This is a genomic window from Chitinivorax sp. PXF-14, assembly GCF_040812015.1.
In the GTDB taxonomy this organism is placed as follows: Bacteria; Pseudomonadota; Gammaproteobacteria; order Burkholderiales; family SCOH01; genus JBFNXJ01.
Genome location: NZ_JBFNXJ010000035.1, coordinates 1 through 2,877, shown reverse-complemented (window position 1 = coordinate 2,877; position 2,877 = coordinate 1). Strand labels below are relative to the sequence as shown.

At 52.6% G+C, this 2,877-nt stretch carries 2 protein-coding genes and 1 pseudogene; all 3 read right to left on the bottom strand.

Translation table 11 applies throughout. From position 1 onward, the window contains the following. On the bottom strand, positions 1-343 hold a 343-nt coding region (qacE, locus tag ABWL39_RS20780), incomplete at its 3' end, for a quaternary ammonium compound efflux SMR transporter QacE (RefSeq protein ID WP_032443339.1). 116 nt (positions 344-459) lie between these two features. Further along, a pseudogene (locus ABWL39_RS20775) lies at positions 460-1,298 on the bottom strand (AadA family aminoglycoside 3''-O-nucleotidyltransferase). A gap of 92 nt (positions 1,299-1,390) precedes the next feature. Next, positions 1,391-2,650, bottom strand: a complete 1,260-nt coding sequence (locus ABWL39_RS20770) for a chloramphenicol efflux MFS transporter CmlA6 (protein ID WP_001256773.1) — start codon at positions 2,648-2,650, stop codon at positions 1,391-1,393. Between the last annotated feature and the right edge of the window lie 227 nt (positions 2,651-2,877).

Below are 2,877 nucleotides of genomic sequence, written 5' to 3'. Positions count from 1 at the left end.
ATGGCGTCGGCCTCCGCAGCGACTTCCACGATGGGGATCGGGCGAGCAAAAAGGCAGCAATTATGAGCCCCATACCTACAAAGCCCCACGCATCAAGCTTTTGCCCATGAAGCAACCAGGCAATGGCTGTAATTATGACGACGCCGAGTCCCGACCAGACTGCATAAGCAACACCGACAGGGATGGATTTCAGAACCAGAGAAAGAAAATAAAATGCGATGCCATAACCGATTATGACAACGGCGGAAGGGGCAAGCTTAGTAAAGCCCTCGCTAGATTTTAATGCGGATGTTGCGATTACTTCGCCAACTATTGCGATAACAAGAAAAAGCCAGCCTTTCATGATATATCTCCCAATTTGTGTAGGGCTTATTATGCACGCTTAAAAATAATAAAAGCAGACTTGACCTGATAGTTTGGCTGTGAGCAATTATGTGCTTAGTGCATCTAACGCCGGAGTTAAGCCGCCGCGCGTAGCGCGGTCGGCTTGAACGAATTGTTAGACATCATTTACCAACTGACTTGATGATCTCGCCTTTCACAAAGCGAATAAATTCTTCCAAGTGATCTGCGCGTGAGGCCAAGTGATCTTCTTTTTGTCCCAGATAAGCTTGCTTAGCTTCAAGTAAGACGGGCTGATACTGGGCAGGTAGGCGTTTTATTGCCCAGTCGGCAGCGACATCCTTCGGCGCGATTTTGCCGGTTATTGCGCTGTACCAAATGCGGGACAACGTAAGCACTACATTTCGCTCATCGCCGGCCCAGTCGGGCTGCGAGTTCCATAGCTTCAAGGTTTCCCTCAGCGCCTCGAATAGATCCTGTTCAGGAACCGGGTCAAAGAATTCCTCCGCTGCCGGACCTACCAAGGCAACGCTATGTTCTCTTGCTTTTGTAAGCAGGATAGCTAGATCAATGTCGATCATGGCTGGCTCGAAGATACCCGCAAGAATGTCATTGCGCTGCCATTCTCCAAATTGCAGCTCGCGCTTAGCCGGATAACGCCACGGGATGATGTCGTCATGCACGACAAGGGTGACTTCTATAGCGCGGAGCGTCTCGCTCTCGCCAGGGAAAGCCGAAGCCTCCATAAGATCATTGAGCAATGCTCGCCGCGTCGTTTCATCAAGCTTTACGGCCACAGTAACCAACAAATCAATATCGCTGTATGGCTTCAGGCCGCCATCCACTGCGGAGCCGTACAAATGCACGGCCAGCAACGTTGATTCCAGATGGCGCTCAATGACGCTTAGCACCTCTGATAGTTGGTTCGAAATTTCGATGGTCACCGCTTCCCTCATGATGTCTAACGCCTGAGCTCAGCCGACCGAAACCGCGTAGCGGTTTTGGGTCGGCTGCAGCGATTTGTTGGGCGATAGCTTGCCACATTCTCTCAACGATTGGGATTTGATGTACTTTCCGCACTTTGTAGCGCGACCACATCATGCTCCCCCTGGCCGCGAGAGCCCTTCACTCGGGAAACACAAGACAGACCGAGCACGACTGTTGCAAGGGTCAAACAGTACACGACAACCGGCCAAGCCGTGTTGCGCGGCAACAGCGAAATGATCAACGTTCCGATGCTTCCTAGCAGTACACCGCCCAAGCAGAAGTAGACTGCCGTGACCGTTCCAGCAACATGGTCGAATCCTCGAAGAGCGCCATTGGGCGCCACAGATACCGCTGTGGCGACACCAATACCCACTAGCCACATTGGAGCAATAAAGCCTAACACGGACTGCAAAGCCCATATTTCGGTGATGGCAAGCAATACTGCTCCAGCTATCAGGCATCCCATTCCCATTCGCAAGACACTTGGGCTGCCCCACTTGGGTATCACACGCCCCATAAAACGAGCCGTAAACACCATGGCAATTGCCACTGTGGCGAACAGCAGGCTGAAGCCAAGCTGAGACACACCTTGCCTGCCCATCATTAGTCCGGGCGCAATGGAGAAAAAGACGAAGAAGCTACCCATTCCAGCGGCGTAACACAACGTGTACAACCAGAAGTTCAGGCACTTAACGGGGAGTAGCAGCTGCGACCATTGCAAGCCCGCAACTCGTTGCACCCGGGTTTCAGGCCAGAATCGCCACGCTGCTGCAGATGCAGCGATCATGCCCAAACCTAGAAACGCAAAGATAGCCCGCCACCCAAGCCACATGTCGACGAGCGCTCCGAGCAATGGGCCTACCGCCGGGACTATGGCCAGCATGGATCCGAGTATGCCGTAAATGACATTACTTTCCTCGCGACCTGCGTAAATGTCACGTACTGTTGCAAATGTGGAAACAAGGCACGCCGAGGCACCACAAGCCTGAAGAATCCGAAGCCCCAGAAAGACTTCAGCCGATGACGTAAGAGCGAGGCCCATTGACGCCACAACGTAGGCGAGGCCACCTCCCAGTAGAACGGGGCGGCGCCCCAGTCGGTCCGATAGCGGTCCAAACAAGAGCTGACCGGCACCAATCATGACCAAGTACGTTGTCAGCGTAAGCTGAATTGTGCTCGCTGTCGTACCAAGCGCGTTTGGCATAAACGGCACTGCTGGCAAGTACATGTCCATGCCGAGTGATGCCAATAAATCGAACGGTGATAACAACAACACCGTGGCGGCAAGGGAGTACCGCCAACTAAAGTTTTTTGAGCGCACGAAACCATCTCCTTGAACAAAGGATTTGGCGGCGCTCCCGTAGAGCAAAAGGATTCATGAGAACGCCGCAACAACCGAAAAATGAAGGTTGCTGCGGCTTACTTGTCTGCGTTCTTGGAAGTGCTCATCTGCTGACTATCTCATGATTGAATTTGAATCGTAACAACTTTCAAGCAACTCTGCAAGGAGCCTTATTGTGCGCCCAACTTTGTTTTAGGGCGACTGCC